We start from the raw sequence: 17067 nt of genomic DNA, 5'->3' as shown, positions 1-17067 counted from the left end.
GGCTTCGGGCGCCGGTTCTAGGATCGAAGCCGATCCAATCTCAGGAGGCATAGTGGCCGAAAGATCTGAAGTCGTTTTCGTCGATGGTGTACGCACGCCGTTCGGGCGTGCCGGCGAAAAAGGGATGTTCTGGCAGACCCGCGCTGACGACCTCGTCGTCAAGGCGATGATCGGTCTGCTCGAGCGCAATCCCGCTGTCCCGAAGGAGGCGATCGACGACGTGGCGATCGCGGCGACGACGCAGCAGGGCGACCAGGGGCTCACCCTGGGGCGCACGGCGGCGTTGCTCTCCGGGCTGCCGCTCTCGGTGCCCGGCTATGCGATCGACCGGATGTGCGCGGGAGCAATGACGAGCGTCACCACCGTCGCCGGGGCCATCGCCTTCGGGGCCTACGACCTCGCGATCGCGGGCGGCGTGGAGCACATGGGCCGGCATCCGATGGGCTTCGGGGCCGACCCGAACCCGCGGTTCCTCGCCGAGAAGCTCGTGAGCGCCGAGGCGCTCAACATGGGCAACACGGCCGAGCGCATCCACGACCGCTTCCCGCAGCTCACCAAGGAGCGCTCCGACCGCTACGCGCTGCGCAGCCAGCAGAAGGTGGCCGCGGCCTACGAGGCCGGCAAGATCCAGCCCGACCTCATCCCGGTGGCCACCCGCAACGCGGAGGGCTGGGGGCTCGCGACCCGCGACGAGGCGCCCCGCCCCGAGACCACCATGGAGGGTCTCGCCGGGCTCCGCACGCCGTTCCGCCCGCACGGGCGTGTGACGGCCGGAAACTCCTCGGGCCTGAACGACGGCGCAACGGCCTCGCTGATCGCGAGCGAGGCGATGGCCAAGGAGCTCGGCCTCTCCGTGAAGATGCGCCTGGTGTCGTTCGCCTTCGCCGGTGTCGAGCCGGAGATCATGGGCATCGGACCGGTGCCCTCCACCGAGAAGGCTCTGCGCAAGGCCGGGCTGTCGATCGACGACATCGGCCTGTTCGAGCTCAACGAGGCGTTCGCGGTGCAGGTGCTGTCGTTCCTCGACCACTTCGGCATCGACGACGACGACCCCCGCGTCAACGAGTACGGCGGAGCGATCGCGCTCGGCCACCCGCTCGCCTCCTCGGGCGTGCGCCTGATGATCCAGCTGGCGCGGCAGTTCGAGGAGCACCCGGAGGTGCGCTACGGCGTCACCGCGATGTGCATCGGCCTCGGCCAGGGTGGTTCCGTCATCTGGGAGAACCCGAACTGGAACGCGAAGGCCTCGAGCAAGAAGGCGGCACGATGACCGACTACTCCACCATCGACTTCTCCGAGCTCGAGGTCCTGTCGGAAGGCGAGGTGGTGTCGCACTCCTACGTGCGCGACATCCCTCTGCCGAGCGGCAAGACGCTCGCGCTCATCACCCTCGACAACGGGCGCGACCACACCCGGCCGAACACGCTCGGGCCGGCCACGCTGATCGAGTACGGCAAGACGCTGGATGCTCTGGCCGGACGTGCGGCGGCCGGCGAGATCGACGCCGTGGCCGTCATCGGCAAGCCCTACATCCTCGCGGCGGGCGCCGACCTCTCGAAGGTCGGCGAGGTTCCGAGCCGTGAGGTGGCGAAGCAGATGGGCCAGCTCGGGCACTTCGTGTTCGGCAAGATGAAGAAGGTCGGCGTCCCCTCCTTCGCCTTCATCAACGGCCTCGCGCTCGGCGGTGGCGTAGAGATCGCCCTGGCCGCCGACTACCGCACCGTCGACTCCTCGATCCCGGCGCTCGCGCTCCCCGAGGTCTTCCTCGGCATCATCCCGGGCTGGGGTGGCGCCTACCTGCTGCCGAACCTCATCGGCATCGAGAACGCCCTCAAGGTGATCATCGAGAACCCGCTCAAGAACAACCGCACGCTCAAGGGCCAAGAGGTCTTCGAGCTGGGCATCGCCGACGCGATCTTCGCCCCGTCGAACTACCTCGAGGACTCGCTGAAGTGGGCCGACGGCGTGCTCGGCGGCTCGATCAAGGTCAAGCGGCCCAACGAGCCGGGCAAGGTCGAGAAGCTCGTCAAGTGGGACGTGGCCATCGGCATCGCCCGCAAGATGCTCGAGTCGCGCATCGGCACGGTCGCGAAGTCGCCCTACCGCGCTCTCGACCTGCTGAAGGCCGCGAAGTCGGGCACCGCCGAGGAGGGCTTCGCCCGCGAAGACGAGGCGCTGGCCGATCTCATCTCGGGCGACCAGTTCCGTGCGAGCATCTACGCCTTCGACCTCGTGCAGAAGCGGGCCAAGCGGCCGGCCGGCGCACCCGACAAGGCGCTCGCCAAGCCCGTCACGAAGGTGGGCGTCATCGGCGCCGGCCTGATGGCATCCCAGTTCGCCCTCCTGTTCGTGCGCCGGCTCCAGGTGCCGGTGGTCATCACCGACCTCGACCAGTCGCGCGTCGACAAGGGCCTGGAGTACATCCGCGGGGAGATCGCGGCTCTGCTGGCGAAGGGCCGCATCTCGCATGACGAGTCGAACCGCCTGAACGCGCTCATCTCGGGCACCACCGACAAGGCGGAGTTCAACGACGCCGACTGGGTGATCGAGGCCGTCTTCGAGGAGCTCGGGGTGAAGCAGGACGTCTTCGCCGAGATCGAGAAGCACGTCTCGGAGACCGCCGTGCTCGCCACGAACACCTCCTCGCTGTCGGTGGAGCAGATCGGCGCCAAGCTCGCGCATCCGGAACGCCTCGTGGGCTTCCACTTCTTCAACCCGGTGGCCGTGATGCCCCTGGTCGAAGTGGTGAACGCCCCGGCGACGGATGAGGCCACGCTGTCGACCGCGATGGTCACGGCCGCGAAACTCAAGAAGAACGCCGTCATCACCCGCGACACCCCCGGATTCGTGGTGAACCGCATCCTGGCCAAGGTTCTCGGCGAGGCGATGCACGCGGTCGACACCGGCACCTCCTTCGAGGTGATGAACCGGGCGCTCGCGCCCTTCGGCCTGCCGATGACGCCGTTCGAGCTGCTCGAGCTCGTCGGTCTCAAGGTGGGTGCGCACGTGCTCGACACGCACCACGCGGCCTTCCCCGACCGCTTCTTCGAGAGCGAGAACCTCCACCGCCTCGCCGAGCACGGCAAGATCTTCGATCGCGACGCCAAGGGCAAGATCACGGGCTTCGACAAGGAGGCGGTGAAGATCGTCACGCCGCCCAAGGGCTCGTCGACGCCGATGACCGAGGAGCAGATCCTCCGCCGCGTCGAAGACGGCCTGGCCGACGAGGTGCACCGGATGCTCGAGGACGACGTGGTGCACGCCGCCGAGGACATCGACCTCTGCCTCATCCTCGGCGCGGGCTACCCGTTCCAGATGGGCGGGGTCACGCCCTACCTCGACCGCGTCGGCGCGTCCGAGCGCGTGTTCGGCGACACCTTCCACCACCCCGTCATCCGCGGCGTCTCCTAGCGAGACGCTCACATCATCGCGTGCGCCCGACCTACCCGGTTGGGCGCACGCGTGTTTTCAAATTGAGTAAGTATTGCTCATAACGCCCTGATCAGAAATGTCGCAAGGATCGTGTCTACCCAGTAGAAAGTAGACCCTCGTGACCAGCCCAATCAGATACCGACGACCTTCCCGGCAGGTATCAGCTATCTCAGCCACCCTGGCTGCTTGTCTCGCACTCGTGACTTTAGGCGCGCAATCCGCCACGGCGGAGCCGACGGACTCGATTCTCCCCACGCCATTGTGCCCACCTGCCGTCCAGACAGTCGGTACACACGTGAGCGAGCGCCTCTACGATGTAGACGTATACCCGGGGCACTTCATCCCTTCGGTCGCGTCGGGCGCACTTCCTGGAGGAGGGGCGCTCTACGACGGCAAATGGTATTCGGAGTACCAGGCGAATCCGACGACCGTCGGCAGCTTCGACTTCACACTTCAGCTTGCCACGTCGGCAGGCGAGACCGTCCACCTCGCATGCCATGTTGACGTCAACGACGAACTGAGTCTGCCGGCTGGAATCGATGTCCTACGTGTGTCGGCCGAAGATCGTTACGCCGAGTCCGCTGCGATCTCACGCATCCTGCCTGGAGTCGGTGGGACCGTCTACATTGCGAGCGGTGAAGTCTTTGCAGATGCACTCAGCTCGTCCGCGATCGCCGCACAGAGGGGTGCGCCCGTCCTCTTGACCCGAGCCAATGCCATCCCCGAAGTCGTCAAGACCGAGCTTGTGCGCCTTCGACCGTCAAAAATCGTGATTGTCGGTGGTCCCGACACGATCCAGCCAGTCGTCGAAACCCAGTTGGGATCGTACGCCCTAACTGTGACCAGAATCGGCGGAGCAGATCGATATGAGGTGGCCAGGAACTTGATCGCCGATAGCGCTGCGCCCTCGAGCACGGCCTACATCGCGAGCGGAAATGTCTTCCCCGATGCTCTCGGTTCAGCCGCTGCAGCTGGCAATGTCAAAGCCCCCGTGGCGCTGGTGGACGGGGCGGAGTCGAGCCTCACTGCTGAGGAGGTGGCAATGCTCTCAGGACGGAGCGTGACCCGCGCGATCATCGTCGGTGGTTCTGCCACGATCTCAAGCAACGTCGAGAACGATCTGCGGACGCGCATTCCCCAGGTCAAGCGAATAGGGGGCGCAGACCGATACGAAGCTTCTGCTGCAGTCGCGAGGGACTCGTTCCCCTCCAACGGCTCCGCGCTACCCGACACGGTGTACCTCGCCACCGGTGAGAAGTACCCTGACGCGCTGACAGGCGCAGTTCTGGCCGCACAGAAGCATTCTCCGGTATACCTTGTGCACCCGGATTGCATCCCTCGCGACGCTGCACGGCACATCCTCGACATCGGTGCGACCCATGTCGTGCTTCTGGGCGGGAGTGAGACTCTCACCGACGATGTCGCCAACCTCACTGTCTGTGCCAGCTGATCGGATGTGAACTCGGAAGCGACCACCGACATCTCCGCGATGTGGGTGGTCGCTTCTAGGGTTGGGGGCATGACGGAAGAGCGCGCAGTGAAGACGCAGTACTACGTGGCCTCGAGCCTCGACGGATTCATCGCCGATCGCGAGAACCGCATCGATTGGCTGATGGACTTCGGCATGGAGGAGTTCTCGGCCGACTACACGGCCTTCATCGAGAACATCGGTGTGATCGTGATGGGCTCGCGCACCTACGAGTTCCTGCTCGGCGAAGGTCTGGCGGAGTGGCCGTACGCCGGGCAGCTGTGCTGGGTGCTCACGAGCCGCGAACTGCCTCGAATCGAGGGCGCCGACATCCGGTTCGCCCGCGGGGACATCGCCGAACTGCATCGCGAGTGGGTGGTTGCTGCGCGTGATCTCGGCAAGGACATCTGGATCGTCGGCGGCGGCGAGGTGGCAGCCCAGGTCTACGACGCCGGGCTGCTCGACGAACTGCTGATCACGATCATGCCGGTCGTGCTCGGCGCGGGCGCTCCCCTGCTGCCGACGGCCGCGAACAGCCCGGTCTTCGAGGTGGTCGAGACCCACGCCTTCCCCGGCGGGGCGCTCGGGGCCACCTATCGCACGAGGCGCTGATACGAGGGCTGCTCGGCGTTCACGGGCCGCGCGATGGGGATCTTGTTGCCCTGCACCTGCGCGATCACGTCTTCGGCGATCTGCGGAGCCGTGAGACCCACGCGCTCCATGATCTCCTCGCGACTCGCGTGCTCGAGGAATTCGTCGGGAAGGCCGAGCTCGGTCACCGCCGTGTCGACGCCGGCCTCGCGCAGGTCTTGCCGGATGCGGGTGCCGATTCCGCCGACGCGCACGCCGTCCTCGATCGTCACCACGAGGCGGTGGGCGTCGGAGAGCTCGATGACGCTCCACGGCACCGGCACCACCCAGCGCGGGTCGACCACGGTCGATCCGATGCCCTGCGCAGCCAGGAGTGATGCGACCTCCAGAGCCAGCGCGGCCATCGTTCCGACGGCGACGATGAGAACATCCTTCTTCTCGTCTTCGCGCAGCACGTCGACCCCGTCGCCCGTGCGGCGCAGCGCCGGCAGGTCGGGGCCCACGCTGCCTTTCGGGAAACGGAGCACCGTCGGCGCATCCGTCACCCGCACGGCCTCGGCGAGCTCCTCGCGCAAGCGCTCAGCGTCGCGCGGGGCGCTCAGGCGGATGCGCGGCACAACCTGCAGGATCGCAAGGTCCCACATGCCGTGGTGGCTGGGGCCGTCGGGCCCGGTGACGCCGGCGCGGTCGAGCACGAAGGTGACGCCGGCCTGGTGGAGCCCGACATCCATCAAAACCTGATCGAAGGCGCGGTTCACGAAGGTGGCGTAGAGGGCGACGACCGGATGCAGGCCGCCGAAGGCGAGACCGGCGGCGGAGGTGACGGCGTGCTGTTCGGCGATGCCGACGTCGAAGACGCGGTTCGGGAACCGCTCGGCGAACTTGTGCAGTCCCGTAGGGCGCAGCATCGCCGCGGTGATGCCGACGATCGTGTCGTCGGCCTCGGCCTGACGCACGATCTCGTCGGCGAAGACGCCGGTCCACGACGGCCGGCCGGAGGGCGCGGTGAGGGACTCCCCGGTCTCGGGATCGATCTGCCCGACGGCATGGAACTGGTCGGCGACGTCGGTGAGAGCCGGCTCGTAGCCGCGGCCCTTCTCCGTAATCGCGTGCACGATCACCGGAGCCGCGTATTCCTTCGCCTGCCGGAGTGCCTCCTCCATCGCGTGCAGGTCGTGCCCGTCGATCGGCCCGACGTACTTGATGTCGAGGTTCGCATAGAGCGAAACGTTGTTCGTGACCCGGCTGAGGAAGCCGTGCAGACCGCCGCGCACCCCGCGGTAGATCGCACGCCCGGGAGCTCCGAGGTGGTCGAAGAGACGACGGCTGGACTGGTGCAGCTGGCGGTAACCCTGCTTGGTGCGAACCGTGTTGAGGTAGCGCGCCATGCCGCCGATGGTCGGGGCGTAGGAACGGCCGTTGTCGTTGACGACGATCACCAGGTTGCGCGAGTTGTCGTCGCTGATGTTGTTGAGCGCCTCCCAGGTCATGCCCCCGGTGAGGGCGCCGTCGCCCACCACCGCGACGACATGACGGTCGGTCTGGCCGGTCATCTCGAAGGCGCGGGAGATGCCGTCGGCCCAGGAGAGCGAGCTGGAGGCGTGGGAGGACTCCACGACGTCGTGGGGGCTCTCGGAGCGCTGCGGGTAGCCGGCGAGGCCGCCGCTCTGACGCAGGCGTGAGAAGTCCTGCCGGCCGGTCAGCAGCTTGTGCACGTAGGACTGGTGTCCGGTGTCGAACACGATCGCGTCACGCGGCGAGTCGAACACCCGGTGGATGGCGATGGTGGTCTCCACCACTCCGAGGTTCGGGCCGAGATGGCCACCGGTCTTGGAGACTTCGGCGATCAGGAACGCACGCACCTCGGCCGCCAGCTGCACCAGCTGTTCGGGCGTCAGGGAGTCGAGATCGCGCGGTGTGTTGATCCCTTCGAGCAGGCTCATACCTTCCACCTTCCCATGACAGCGTGATCTCGCAGTCTACGCCGCCGTCCTTGGCCAGATCGTTATCGACCTACCATCCAAAAACAAGGAGATTTTCGGCGGCTCGCCGCGGCCAGAAACCAGCACACGGCATGTCGCCAAAAATCTCCTTGTTTTTGTGAGGACCGGTCAGACCAGGCTGCGGAGCACGTACTGCAGGATGCCGCCGTTGCGGTAGTAGTCGGCCTCACCGGGGGTGTCGATGCGGACCACGGCGTCGAACTCGATCGTCTGCTTGCCCGCGGGCGAGTCGGCCGAGGGGGCGGCGGTGACGTGCACCGTCTTCGGAGTCGTGCCCTCGTTGAGCTCTTCGATGCCCGCGATCGAGACGATCTCGGTGCCGTCGAGGCCGAGCGAGGCCCAGCTCTCACCGGCCGGGAACTGCAGCGGAACGACGCCCATGCCGATCAGGTTCGAGCGGTGGATGCGCTCGAAGCTCTCCACGATCACGGCCTTGACGCCGAGGAGCGAGGTGCCCTTCGCCGCCCAGTCGCGCGACGAACCCGAGCCGTACTCCTTGCCGCCGAAGATCACGAGCGGGGTGCCCGCGGCCTGGTAGTTCTGCGAGGCGTCGTAGATGAACGACTGCGGGCCGCCCTCCTGCGTGAAGTCACGGGTGTAGCCGCCCTCCACGCCGTCCAGCAGCTGGTTCTTCAGACGGATGTTCGCGAAGGTTCCACGGATCATGATCTCGTGGTTGCCACGGCGGGAGCCGTAGGAGTTGTAGTCCTTGCGGTCCACACCGTGCTCGTCGAGGTACTTGCCGGCAGGGCTGTCGGCCTTGATGTTGCCGGCGGGCGAGATGTGGTCGGTGGTGACCGAGTCGCCGAGCTTCGCGAGCACGCGGGCACCGGTGATGTCGGAGACCGGGGTGGTCTCGATCGTCATGCCGTCGAAGTACGGGGGCTTCCGCACGTAGGTCGACTCCGAGTCCCACTCGAAGGTCGGGCCGGTGGGCGTGGGCAGCGAACGCCAGCGCTCGTCGCCCTCGAACACGCTCGCGTACTCGTGGGTGAACATCTCGGTGTTGATCGAGGTGTCGATGGTCTGCTGCACCTCGGCCGCGTCGGGCCAGATGTCGCGCAGGAACACGTCGTTGCCCTCGGTGTCCTGGCCGAGCGCGTCGACCTCGAAGTCGAAGTTCATCGAGCCGGCGAGGGCGTAGGCGATGACCAGCGGAGGCGAGGCGAGGTAGTTCATCTTCACGTCGGGCGAGATGCGGCCCTCGAAGTTGCGGTTGCCGGAGAGCACGGCGGTGACGGCGAGGTCGTTGTCGTTGATGGCGGCGCTCACCTCGTCGATCAGCGGGCCGGTGTTGCCGATGCACACCGTGCATCCGTAGCCCACCGTGTAGAAGCCGAGGGCCTCGAGATCGTCGGTGAGTCCGGCCTTGGCGTAGTAGTCGGTGACGACCTTCGAACCGGGGGCCAGCGTGGTCTTGACCCACGGCTTGGCTTTGAGGCCGAGCTTGTTCGCGTTGCGGGCCAGCAGGCCGGCGGCGAGCATGACGCTCGGGTTGGAGGTGTTGGTGCACGAGGTGATGGCGGCGACCGCGACGGCACCGTGGTCGAGCGTGTACTTCTCGCCGGCTGCCGTGGTGACCTTCGTGGGCCGGGACAGCGGGCCGGGAGCGTGGCTGACGTGCGAGGTCGTGTGCGAGTGCTCGTGCGCCGAGTTCTCGTCCTGCGCGGTGAAGCCGAGCGGGTCGGAGGCCGGGAAGGTGCCCTCGAGGGAGGCGTCGACGCGCGAGAGGTCCTGATCGGCGTTGGCGTAGTTCTCGAGGTCGCGGATGAAGGTGGGCTTGGCCACCGAGAGCTCCACGCGGTCCTGCGGGCGCTTCGGGCCGGAGATCGAGGGGACCACGGTCGCGAGGTCGAGCTCGAGGTACTCGCTGAAGACGGGCTCCTCGTCGGGGTTGTGCCAGAGCTTCTGCAGCTTCGAGTAGGCCTCGACCAGGGCGACCTGCTCCTCGCTGCGGCCGGTGAGTCGCAGGTAGTCGAGCGTGACGTCGTCGATCGGGAACATGGCGGCGGTGGAGCCGAACTCGGGGCTCATGTTGCCGATCGTGGCGCGGTTCGCGAGCGGCACCTGGCCGACGCCCTCGCCGTAGAACTCCACGAACTTGCCGACCACGCCGTGCTTGCGTACCATCTCGGTGATCGTGAGCACCACATCCGTCGCCGTGACGCCGGCGGGGATGGAGCCGTTGAGCTTGAAGCCCACGACCTTCGGGATGAGCATCGAGACGGGCTGGCCGAGCATGGCCGCCTCGGCCTCGATACCGCCGACGCCCCAGCCGAGCACGCCCAGGCCGTTGACCATCGTGGTGTGCGAGTCGGTGCCGACGCAGGTGTCGGGGTAGGCCCGGAGCACGGTCTGGCCGAACGCGTCGACGACCTCACGGGTGTAGGTGACACGCGCCAGGTACTCGATGTTGACCTGGTGCACGATGCCCGTTCCGGGCGGGACGACCTTGAAGTCGTCGAAGGCCGTCTGGCCCCAGCGCAGGAACTGGTACCGCTCGCCGTTGCGCTCGTACTCGATCTCGACGTTGCGCTCGAGGGCGTTCTCGGTGCCGAAGAGGTCGGCGATGACCGAGTGGTCGATCACGAGCTCGGCGGGCGCCAGCGGATTGATCTTGGTCGGGTCTCCGCCGAGTGTGCTGACGGCCTCACGCATGGTGGCGAGGTCGACGATGCAGGGAACGCCGGTGAAGTCCTGCATCACCACGCGCGCGGGGGTGAACTGGATCTCCGTGTCGGGCTCGGCCGTGGGCACCCAGCCGCCGAGCGCCTTGATGTGCTCGGACGTGATGTTCGCGCCGTCCTCCGTGCGCAAGAGGTTCTCGAGCAGCACCTTGAGGCTGAACGGGAGCTTCTCGTGGCCGGGGACCTGGTCGATCCTGAAGACTTCGTAAGACGCATCCCCGACCTTGAGGGTGTCCTTCGAACCGAAACTGTTGACTGCCGACACGTCGACCTCACCTTCGCTGACTCACGCCAATCCTTGTGCGTGAGAGGGGGGAATGGCTAGCAAGGCGATCCTTACCGGAAGGCTCGTCGTGTGCCGCCAGACCTCGTTGATTTATCTTGACGTCAAGATAAATGTATCACTCATTCGCGGTCGAAGACGAGCCCGCGCCGGCGCGCCACGCGGTACCAGAGCTCGACGCCGAGAGCGCCCATCGCGCCGATGCCCACCGCGAGGGCGAGCCACTCCGGGTGTACGGGCTGGAGCTCGAAGAAGCGCCGCGCCACGGGCACGAAGAAGGCGAGCACGAACGCGGCCGAGACTCCCCCGATCAGTCCGAGGCGCCAGCCGCTGAGCGGCCGCGCGAGCACACAGAGCACCCAGAGCGAGACGATGAAGAGCGTCACGGTGGCGAGCGTGCGCGCCTCGGGAAGGGGCAGCGCGTCGCGGTAGACCGCGAAGCCGCCGACCACCGCCGCGGCCGCGATGAGACCGGTCGGCACGGAGAAGCTCAGGATGCGCTTCAGCACGCCGGGCACGTAGCGCCGGCTGTTCGGCGCGAGGGCGAGGAAGAAGGACGGGATGCCGATGGCCAGCGAGGAGACGAGCGTCATCTGCCGGGGCAGGAACGGGAACTTCCACAGCAGCACGGCACTCACGAGCGCCAGGACGATGCCGTAGACGGTCTTGGCCAGGAAGAGGTTGGACACGCGCTCCACGTTGGCGATGACGCGCCGCGCATACGAGAGCACGGTGGGCAGCCGGTCGAAACGGCTGTCGAGCAGCACGATGCGCGAGACCGCCCGGGTGGCGGGGGTCGCGTTGCCCATCGCGATGCCGAGGTCGGCGTCTTTGATGGCCATCGCGTCGTTCACGCCGTCACCGGTCATGGCCACCGTCCGGCCCTGTTCCTGGAGCGTGTGCACCACCCGCCGCTTCTGCTCCGGCGCCACCCGGCCGAAGACGCTCGAGGTCTCGAGGGCGGAGGTGACGGCCCCGTCGTCGGCGAGCGAGCTCGCATCGACGGGCCGCGAGCCGAGCCCGAGCTCGCCGGCGATGGCGCCGACCGTGACCGGGTTGTCGCCCGAGAGCACGACGACGCGCACCTCCTGCTCGTCGAAATAGGAGAGCGTCGACTGCGCATCCGGCCGCACCGTCTCGCGGAACACCGCGATGGCGGCCGGGCGGAAGCCCTCGCCGGGAGCCAGCGTCTCGGCGTAGTCGCTCGCGAGACCGGAGCCGAGGCCGAGCACCAGGGCGCGCCGCCCGCTCGAGGCGATCGCGTTGGCCTGCGCGAGCGCATCCGGAGCGGCGGAGAGCAGTCGCTCGGGGGCGCCGAGCAGCCAGGTCGAGCGCCCCTCGGCGCTGTCGACGGTGACCGCGCTGAAGGCGCGGCGCGAGCTGAACGGGAGCCGCTCCACCACCACGGCGCCGGTCTCGGCGAAGTGGGTGCGCAGGGCCAGCGCGGTCTGGTTGGCGGCCACGTCGTGCGCGATCGCGCCGAGCACGGCGTCGAGATCGGCGTCGCGGAACCCGGAGTCGAGGGTCACGAGCCGCTCGAAGCCGATCTCACCGGTGGTCAGGGTGCCCGTCTTGTCGAGGCAGAGCACGTCGACGCGCGCGAGCACCTCCACGGCGGCGAGCTCCTGCACGAGCACCTTCTGCCAGCCGAGCTGGATGACGGCGACGCCGAAGGCGAGGCTGGTCAGCAGCACGAGCCCCTCGGGGATCATGCCGACCACGCTGGCCACCGCGTCGAGCCCGGCAAGCCGCCAGGCGTCGATGCCGACCGTGTCGAGCCCGCGCAGGCCACCGTAGGTGAACACGCGGCCGACGAGCACCACCAGGATGACGGGCACCAGGATCCAGCTCAGATACACCAGGATGCGCGTGGTCGCCGCGCGGAGCTCGGAGTACACCAGGCTGTGCTTCTTGATCTCGCGGGTCAGCGTGTTCGCGTAGGAGTCGGCCCCCACGGAGGTGACCTTCGCCTCCGCCGTGCCGGAGACCACGAAGGAGCCCGAGAGCAGCGTGTCGCCCGGGCGCTTCGCGATGGGCTCCGACTCCCCCGTGAGCATCGACTCGTCGACGAGCAGGTCGGCCACGGCGTCGAGCTGCGCATCCGCCGTCACCTGGTCGCCGGGGCGCAGCAGCAGCAGGTCGTCGAGCACCACCTGCTCGGGCGGGATGACCACCACGGCTCCCCCGCGGCGCACCGCGGCTTCGGGGGCGGCGAGCAGCGCGAGGCGCTCGAGGCTCGCCTTGGCCCGCAGCTCCTGCACGATACCGATGAGGGAGTTGACCACCACGATGCCGAAGAAGAGCGCATCGCCCAGATGACCGAGCAGCAGCACCGCCACGAAGCAGACGGTGAGGATGCCGTTGAAGAAGGTGAAGACGTTCTCGCGGAGGATGCTGCCGACCGAACGCGAGGTGGAGTTGTCGCTGACGTTGGTGAGGCCGCGGCGCACCCGGTCGGCGACCTCGGCCTCGCTGAGCCCGGCGGCGGCGATCCTCGCTTCGGTCATCGCTCTACGGCGTCTCGGAGGGCTGGTCGGGCTCGGCGGGCGCGGGGGCCGTTCGGTACGCGGCCCGCACGAGCAGCCAGGTGACCCAGAGCATCCCCGCGTAGAGCGGAACGCCCATGATGAGCTTCACCGAGGCCAGTATCTCGGCCTGGCCGGCCAGGTAGAGCGGCACCTCGAAGACGAGCCTCGCGGTGAACAGCCCCACCCAGCACCAGGTGGCGACGAGCACGACCCGCGCCTTCGCCTTGTCGGTGCGGTAGCCGTTGCCGTCGCCCGTGAGCAGGCCCACGATCACGCCGATGAGCGGCCGGCGCGCGACGAGGGAGACCAGCAGCACCACCAGGCACACGATGTTGATGACGATGCCCACGACGAAGTTGTCCTCCGCGCGGCCCGTGAAGAGGGCGAGGCCCGCCGACACGCCCACGCCGAGGAGGCCCGCGATGGCCGGCATGACCGCGCTGCGGGTCACGATGCGCACGAGCACGAACACCACCGAGACCGCCACGGGCGCCGTCACCGAGAGCACGAGGTTCTTCGTGAAGGTGAAGAGCACGAGGAACGCGAGGCCCGGCAGGATCGACTCGATCAGGCCGCGCACTCCGCCGATCGCGCGCAGCAGGGACTGCCCGGTCGGATCTTCGCCGGGCGTGACCTGACCGAAACCACTGCGGCGCGCCGCCTCGGCGAACGCCTCGGAGAAGGTGGGCTGCTTGGGCTCCTCGGACATGCTCAGGATGCAGCCGACTGCGCGCCGCCGGTGGCGCCGGTCTTCGGGATGGTGAGCGGGATGAGGTCCCGCGGCGGCATCGGGGCCGTGCCACGCACCACCACGACGCTGCGGAACAGCTCCTCGACGGCGGCCTGCGCGGCCGGGTTCTGGATGGCCTCTCCGGCGATCACTCCGCGGAGCAGCCAGCGCGGGCCGTCGACGCCGACGAAGCGGGCGATCCGCAGGCCCTGCGTGCCGTCGGGCGCCGTCGCCGGCACACCGGCCACCAGCTCGGGCCCGAAGACGCCGTTCTGGATCGTGCTCTGGCCGCCCTGCTTGAGGATCTGGTCTTCGATCTGCTCGCGGATCTCGTGCCAGAGGCCCGACGACCGCGGCGCGGCGAAGGCCTGCACCTGCAGCGTCGATCCGGCGTAGTCGAGTCCGACCGCCACCACGCGGTTCGTGCCCTCCTCGACCTCGAGCCGGAGGTGGAGTCCCTCGCGCGGAAGGATCTTGAGGCCGCCGAGATCGACGTACGGCCGGGCCGGATTCGCCTCGGTGGCGTCGAAGGGCCCCGCGGTCGCCCGGTCCTCGGGCGCGGACTTGGCGTCGTTCGCAGCCTCGGGGAGGTCTGCGGCGTCGGGGTTGGACTCGTCGGGGACGATGTCGTTGTCGCTCATGACTGGTTTCCGTTCGTTGACGACGAGTATCCGGTGGAGCCGAAGCCGCCCTCGCCCCGATGACTCCCGGGGAGCGTCTCGACGGGCACGAAGACGGCCCGCGTCACCGGCATCACGATCAGTTGCGCGATTCTGTCGCCGACGGCGATATCGTACGGCACCGAGCTGTCGGTGTTCAGAAGGGCGACCTTGATCTCGCCGCGGTAGCCGGCATCCACGGTTCCGGGCGAGTTCACGACGGTGATGCCGTGTTTGGCCGCGAGGCCGCTGCGCGGGACGACGAAGGCCACGTAGCCGTCGGGCAGCGCGATCGAGACGCCGGTGCCCACGGTCCGGCGTTCGCCCGGGGCGAGCGTGAGGGCCTCCGTCGACAGCAGATCGGCCCCCGCGTCGCCCGGGTGGGCGTAGACGGGCGGCTGCGGTGCGGTGATGAGGATCTCGACGGAAGAAGTCACGAGTCGAGGGTAGTGCAGAAAGAATGATCGAATAGAGACATGCTGCACTACCGGGAGAGACTCACTCCTGCCCTCTGGGTCTTCGTGTCCACCGCCCTGCTGATTCCGGCGAGCATCATCGTGCTCGCCCCGCTGCCGACCGTCGACGGCGTGCTGATCGGCAGCATCCTGGGCATCGTGCTCTACCTCGGCGTGGTCGGGACGCTCGTCATCAGTGCACCGCTGATCGAGGTCACCCCGGGCCAGGTGCGCGTCGGACCCGCGCGCATCCCGGCCGAGCTGGTCGGAGAGTGCACCGCCTACACGGGCGAGGAGGCGCGGGCCCAGCGGGGACCGCAGATGGACATGCGGGCCTGGTTGTGCATCCGCGGCTGGATCAAGCCGGTGGTGAAGATGCAAATCGCCGATCCGCTGGATCCGGCACCCTACTGGCTGGTGTCGACCCGGCGTCCCGGCGATTTCATCGATGCGGTGACGGCCTCCCGCGGAGCCTGATCTCTCGATCGGCCCGCGGCGCGCCCTCCGCGCGGACGCTCCTCTACGAGGCGCACTCCACGCAGATGGCGCCGAGCTTCTCCTGGTGATCGATCTGCGAACGGTGCTTCACGAGGAAGCAGCTGATGCAGGTGAATTCGTCGGCCTGCGGAGGCAGGACGACGACATCCAGATCGAGATCCGAGAGGTCGGCTCCGGGCAGTTCGAAACCACCCGGGTTGTCGGCGTCATCGACATCTACGACGCCGGACATCTTGTCCGGAACTCGCTCCTTCAGCGCTTCGATCGAATCCGAGTCGTCATCGGTCTTACGCGGTGCGTCGTAATCAGTCGCCATGCCCATCCACTTCTTGAATACAGCCCATTAACGAAATCGGCGGCGTTAGTTTGCATCAATCCTCACGGAATAGCAAACCGTCGAATGAGCAATGAATACTCATGCCGCCCTCAACTTGCGGCACGCCACGAACATTCCCGGGATACCGGGGCCCGGCGTGGCATCCTGTCTTCGAACAGTGACCTCTGGAGGCCTTTCACCATGCAGGATTTGACGGTAATCGGAGTCGAGAACGGGGCGTTGGTCGTCTCGAGCGATGATGGCGAACGCTTTCGCATCGTCATCGACGAACTCCTCCAGTCCCGGCTCCGCCAGGGCATCGCGTCCGCGCAGAGCGGAAAGAAGGTCTCGCCGCGCGAGATCCAGACCCACATCCGCGCCGGGCTCTCCGCCTTCGAGGTCGCCGAGCTGACCGGCGCGGCCGTCGAATACATCGAGCGCTTCGAGGGGCCGGTGGTGGCCGAGCGGCAGTTCATCGTGGAGTCCGCCCTGCGGGTCGCCGTGCAGCCCACCACGCCGGCCGATCCTCTCGGCGAGGAGCAGCTGTCGACCTTCGGCGACGCCATCGAGGAGCGCCTCGAGAGCCTCGCGGCCGCCGACGTGCGCTGGGCGAGCTGGAAGGACGAGACCGGCTGGATCGTGAAGCTCACCTTCACCTCGCGCGAGATCGATCACGACGCCCGCTGGCAGTTCGACCCCAAGCGCCACGTCCTCACCCCGCTGAACAACGAGGCCACCACGCTCTCCCGCAACGGCGAGCTCACCGAGGGCCTCATCCCCCGGCTCCGGGCGGTGTCGACCCGCACCGAGGAGGACACCCGCTTCGACAGCGGCGCCTTCTCCCCGCTCGAGCGGGTTCCGGCTCCGGATGCGCTGCCCAGCGAGCCCGTGCGGCTCCCCGCCGGTCCCGACGACGAGTCGGCGGCCGAGACCCCGGCCGTCCCCGTGGCCGCTCCGGCCGCACGCGCGCCGAAGGAGACCACACGTCCCTTCGACGCCTTCAACATCAAGCGCACCCCCGACGACGCCGACACGGCCGATCACAACCAGACCGCCGACCTCCTCGAGGCGCTGAGGCGCCGCCGCGGCGAGCGGGAGGCGGCGGCGTTCGAACCGGCCGCCGCCGAGGAGCCGAGCGCCTTCGGTGGCCCGCGGCCGCTGCAGCCGCACACCGCCGAGCCGGCCGACACCCCGGTGGAGGTGCCACTCGACGGCTTCGGGCTCCTCGGCCTCGACACCGACGAACCCGCACGTCCGGCGCCCGCCGTGCCCCCCGCCTCGTCGTCGCCCGCTCCCGCATCGGCGAAGCCCTCCTCCGCCAAGCGACAGCGCGCCGCGATGCCGAGCTGGGACGAGATCGTCTTCGGTGCGCGCACCGACGACGACCCGGCCTGAGCCCGGCCTCCTCGCGAGTCGC

Annotated in this window: 13 protein-coding genes; 6 read left to right on the top strand and 7 right to left on the bottom strand. The window is 68.0% G+C overall.

Annotation, left to right across the window (positions count from 1 at the left end):
• The first annotated feature begins 52 nt into the window (after positions 1-52).
• From VD659_RS08770 to VD659_RS08755, 4 genes are all read left to right on the top strand, one after another.
• Positions 53-1270 (top strand): thiolase family protein, encoded by a 1218-nt coding sequence (locus VD659_RS08770; RefSeq protein ID WP_423260745.1) that lies wholly within the window; start codon positions 53-55, stop codon positions 1268-1270.
• Complete coding sequence (locus tag VD659_RS08765; RefSeq protein WP_423260744.1) at positions 1267-3411, top strand: 3-hydroxyacyl-CoA dehydrogenase NAD-binding domain-containing protein; 2145 nt, start codon at positions 1267-1269, stop codon at positions 3409-3411. The genes VD659_RS08770 and VD659_RS08765 overlap by 4 nt, the downstream gene beginning before the upstream one ends.
• A gap of 316 nt (positions 3412-3727) precedes the next feature.
• The gene (locus VD659_RS08760; RefSeq protein WP_423260743.1) at positions 3728-4882 is read left to right on the top strand and encodes a cell wall-binding repeat-containing protein; all 1155 of its coding nucleotides are present in this window, start codon (positions 3728-3730) and stop codon (positions 4880-4882) included.
• A 69-nt stretch (positions 4883-4951) separates the two neighbouring features.
• A complete protein-coding gene (locus VD659_RS08755; protein ID WP_423260742.1) occupies positions 4952-5512 on the top strand; it encodes a dihydrofolate reductase family protein in 561 nt (186 codons plus the stop codon).
• Here VD659_RS08755 and dxs read toward each other — a convergent pair.
• From dxs to dut, 6 genes are all read right to left on the bottom strand, one after another.
• Positions 5494-7434, bottom strand: a complete 1941-nt coding sequence (gene dxs / locus VD659_RS08750; protein WP_423260741.1) for a 1-deoxy-D-xylulose-5-phosphate synthase — start codon at positions 7432-7434, stop codon at positions 5494-5496. The genes VD659_RS08755 and dxs overlap by 19 nt on opposite strands.
• Before the next feature lie 168 nt (positions 7435-7602).
• Positions 7603-10446, bottom strand: coding sequence for an aconitate hydratase (locus VD659_RS08745; protein WP_423260740.1), 2844 nt, complete (start codon positions 10444-10446; stop codon positions 7603-7605).
• A 140-nt stretch (positions 10447-10586) separates the two neighbouring features.
• Positions 10587-12971, bottom strand: coding sequence for an HAD-IC family P-type ATPase (locus tag VD659_RS08740; RefSeq protein WP_423260739.1), 2385 nt, complete (start codon positions 12969-12971; stop codon positions 10587-10589).
• 4 nt (positions 12972-12975) lie between these two features.
• Positions 12976-13701, bottom strand: coding sequence for a DUF3159 domain-containing protein (locus tag VD659_RS08735; RefSeq protein ID WP_423260738.1), 726 nt, complete (start codon positions 13699-13701; stop codon positions 12976-12978).
• Positions 13702-13703: 2 nt separating this feature from the next.
• Entirely contained in the window at positions 13704-14363 is a 660-nt protein-coding gene (locus VD659_RS08730) for a DUF3710 domain-containing protein (protein WP_137835795.1), read from the bottom strand.
• Entirely contained in the window at positions 14360-14818 is a 459-nt protein-coding gene (gene dut, locus VD659_RS08725; RefSeq protein ID WP_423260737.1) for a dUTP diphosphatase, read from the bottom strand. The genes VD659_RS08730 and dut overlap by 4 nt, the downstream gene beginning before the upstream one ends.
• Positions 14819-14857: 39 nt before the next feature.
• Between dut and VD659_RS08720 the strand changes: the two genes are divergently transcribed.
• A complete protein-coding gene (locus tag VD659_RS08720; protein ID WP_423260736.1) occupies positions 14858-15313 on the top strand; it encodes a DUF3093 domain-containing protein in 456 nt (151 codons plus the stop codon).
• Positions 15314-15356: 43 nt separating this feature from the next.
• Here VD659_RS08720 and VD659_RS08715 read toward each other — a convergent pair whose 3' ends face one another.
• A complete protein-coding gene (locus tag VD659_RS08715) occupies positions 15357-15650 on the bottom strand; it encodes a DUF4193 domain-containing protein (RefSeq protein ID WP_137835821.1) in 294 nt (97 codons plus the stop codon).
• Positions 15651-15851: 201 nt separating this feature from the next.
• Between VD659_RS08715 and sepH the strand changes: the two genes are divergently transcribed.
• Positions 15852-17045, top strand: a complete 1194-nt coding sequence (sepH, locus tag VD659_RS08710; RefSeq protein WP_423260735.1) for a septation protein SepH — start codon at positions 15852-15854, stop codon at positions 17043-17045.
• The last annotated feature ends 22 nt before the right edge of the window (positions 17046-17067 follow it).

Origin of the sequence: Herbiconiux sp. 11R-BC, from assembly GCF_049472555.1 — a bacterium.
Classification (GTDB): domain Bacteria; phylum Actinomycetota; class Actinomycetes; order Actinomycetales; family Microbacteriaceae; genus Herbiconiux.
Note: the sequence above shows the minus strand (reverse complement) of the source record. Positions and strands in the feature narration are given on the sequence as shown.

What these genes read in the sequence shown, in the direction of transcription:
- VD659_RS08765 (WP_423260744.1), top strand. Translation starts at nt 1,267, where the DNA reads ATGACCGACTACTCCACCATCGACTTCTCCGAGCTCGAGGTCCTGTCG.
- VD659_RS08755 (WP_423260742.1), top strand. Translation starts at nt 4,952, where the DNA reads ATGACGGAAGAGCGCGCAGTGAAGACGCAGTACTACGTGGCCTCGAGC.
- dxs (WP_423260741.1), bottom strand. Translation starts at nt 7,434, where the DNA reads ATGAGCCTGCTCGAAGGGATCAACACACCGCGCGATCTCGACTCCCTG.
- VD659_RS08740 (WP_423260739.1), bottom strand. Translation starts at nt 12,971, where the DNA reads ATGACCGAAGCGAGGATCGCCGCCGCCGGGCTCAGCGAGGCCGAGGTC.
- VD659_RS08735 (WP_423260738.1), bottom strand. Translation starts at nt 13,701, where the DNA reads ATGTCCGAGGAGCCCAAGCAGCCCACCTTCTCCGAGGCGTTCGCCGAG.
- VD659_RS08730 (WP_137835795.1), bottom strand. Translation starts at nt 14,363, where the DNA reads ATGAGCGACAACGACATCGTCCCCGACGAGTCCAACCCCGACGCCGCA.
- VD659_RS08720 (WP_423260736.1), top strand. Translation starts at nt 14,858, where the DNA reads ATGCTGCACTACCGGGAGAGACTCACTCCTGCCCTCTGGGTCTTCGTG.
- VD659_RS08715 (WP_137835821.1), bottom strand. Translation starts at nt 15,650, where the DNA reads ATGGCGACTGATTACGACGCACCGCGTAAGACCGATGACGACTCGGAT.
- sepH (WP_423260735.1), top strand. Translation starts at nt 15,852, where the DNA reads ATGCAGGATTTGACGGTAATCGGAGTCGAGAACGGGGCGTTGGTCGTC.